This window comes from Marinobacter sp. L-13 (assembly GCF_056857715.1).
Genome location: NZ_JBSXNQ010000040.1, coordinates 1 through 2,026, shown reverse-complemented (window position 1 = coordinate 2,026; position 2,026 = coordinate 1). Strand labels below are relative to the sequence as shown.

The following is a 2,026-nucleotide window of genomic DNA, read 5'->3' as shown; positions in this document are numbered from 1 at the left end:
CAGCACTGGTTCAGCGCTTGGTGCCCCAGTAGATAATCGGGCTCCCCCGGCCCGATACCAATGGGGGAAAGGGGGAGTTGTGCCTGAATGCCGGAAACTGGCTAAATAATCGCCAACTTCGACCATGACCACTCGGATCTGCCACTACCAGGCTTGGTCTGGCAAGGTTGTTGTAGCACTATGAGAAATCCGGGCTAGACATACCTTGAATATTTCTAAAGCTGGTTCATCTGCGTTTGAAAAATCTTTAAATTTCACTCGATCTCCATAATGCATAATGCCGCATTCAGCGGCTTGTCCGCTGAATGCATTGTTAAAAACCGTCTGCTTTGAATCGCTCTCTAGCCTCATCTTCGCATTTATAACAAGCGAAATACTTAATCGTTTCCATATCGCCAGTTACGAATTCGTTGCAATGAGGGCAAGATATTGCCTGCCACCCTCTATCAAAACAAGATACGCAACTCCACAGGCCGTCAATAAAAAATACAGAGGGTCTTTCGTATTGGCATCTATGGCATCCTGCTATATGTGGTTGTCCCTCTTCCCACCAGCCATCTCCCTCAGTGTACTTGGCTTCACATAAATCAATGAGCATCTCCGTCGTAATAGCTGTTTCACAGTGTGGGCAGGCATCTATGTTTTTATTAAAAAATTCGAAATCTTTATGACAATTCGGACACTCGATACTTTCGCTTGTTGATACCACTGCGGTATCTGAAACCCCACAAACAATACAACTATAATCAGAACCCCACTTATGCTCTTCTTTGACAACCGCTGCTGGCATTTTGCAATGTTGACAATCAATAACCGTTTTCCCTGATTTTTCTTCTATCTCTATTTTGGGTTTTAGTTCTTTGTACCTAGCTAAGATAAAGTCCTTTTGCCCCATCATCCGTTTGTGGATACGCTTAAACTCTTCTTGATATAGTTGAAAAACATCTTTCCATTTTTCTGTTAACAAGGTGTGCAGATGATGCCAAGATGCCCACTGCTCTACTACCACACCGGCCTTCGTCGCAGACAAATCAGCGTAATCAGAATGAGCAAAATGAACTATTTGATTACGGTGCTCACCTAACGCTTTGAAGTTATCAATTGTGGCCTGATCAAGATGTTCACTGACGATGGACTTAAGTCTTTTGATTGCGTCTTCTAGGAAAACGGAATGAAAGTCCCCAACTCTAAAACTGTCAATATTTGCAGTTTCGGGTTTACTAAGAATAAGAGTCCAATGCTCATCCATCAAACGAGCCTTAAGAAACAACTCAATTGATGTATAAAAATCAACAATAGAGTTCTTAGGCCTCTTTTCCAAATCATCAAGCGATGAATCCAAAAAATCTATTGCATTCTTGACCAGAGAGTCAAAAAGCTCTTCTTTTGTTTGTTTCTTTTGAGAAATGAACTTTCGGCCCATTTAGGACTTCCCTAGGTTTTTAATCGGGATAGGGAGGCACCTCGCGATGCCCCTCCTCCCACATCACCGGGCATACGGATCACGTACCACGGCGATTCAGTGACTTGATTCAACCCGTTACCGCACTGCCAGTTCCGGCAGTCCATAGGTCCGGAACAACCGGGCCGGTAAGGCTTCCCGCAGGGCCGGCGAATGACTCAGCCGCCACGGGCCGTGGGCTGATTTCGCGGTGTTCCAGGCCAATCTGACCGGGACACCCCGCTTTCTCAGCTCACGATACCCCCTTCGGCCCCATTGCTTCCACACGTAACTTCTCATTCTCCGCCGTATCCACTTGTCCAGGTCCCGCAGCGGGCTCAGTACTTCGGCTGCGTCGAAGTACGCTTTCCAACCAAGCAGGGTCTCTTTCAGATCTGCGATCACCCGGGCCAGTGAGTGGCCCCGTGTTCGGCGGCTCAGTAGCCGGATCTGGGTTTTCAGCTTGGTGATGGCTTTGTCAGCCACTTTCAATCGCTGCCCTTTCCGGCTGAGGGTGAAGCCCAGGAAGCTGCGCTTCCAGGGCCGGTCTACCGCGCTCTTTCGTGTATTCACTGTGAGCCTCAG

2 protein-coding genes are annotated in these 2,026 nt (G+C 47.4%); both read right to left on the bottom strand.

From position 1 onward, the window contains the following. Nucleotides 1-313: 313 nt before the first annotated feature. Nucleotides 314-1,423, bottom strand: coding sequence for a hypothetical protein (locus AC13DD_RS04120; protein ID WP_114433944.1), 1,110 nt, complete (start codon nt 1,421-1,423; stop codon nt 314-316). Nucleotides 1,424-1,540: 117 nt separating this feature from the next. Continuing rightward, nucleotides 1,541-2,026, bottom strand: a 486-nt coding sequence (locus tag AC13DD_RS04115; protein WP_482930876.1) for a group II intron maturase-specific domain-containing protein, incomplete at its 5' end; no start/stop codon positions are given.

What these genes read in the sequence shown, in the direction of transcription:
- AC13DD_RS04120 (WP_114433944.1), bottom strand. Translation starts at nt 1,423, where the DNA reads ATGGGCCGAAAGTTCATTTCTCAAAAGAAACAAACAAAAGAAGAGCTT.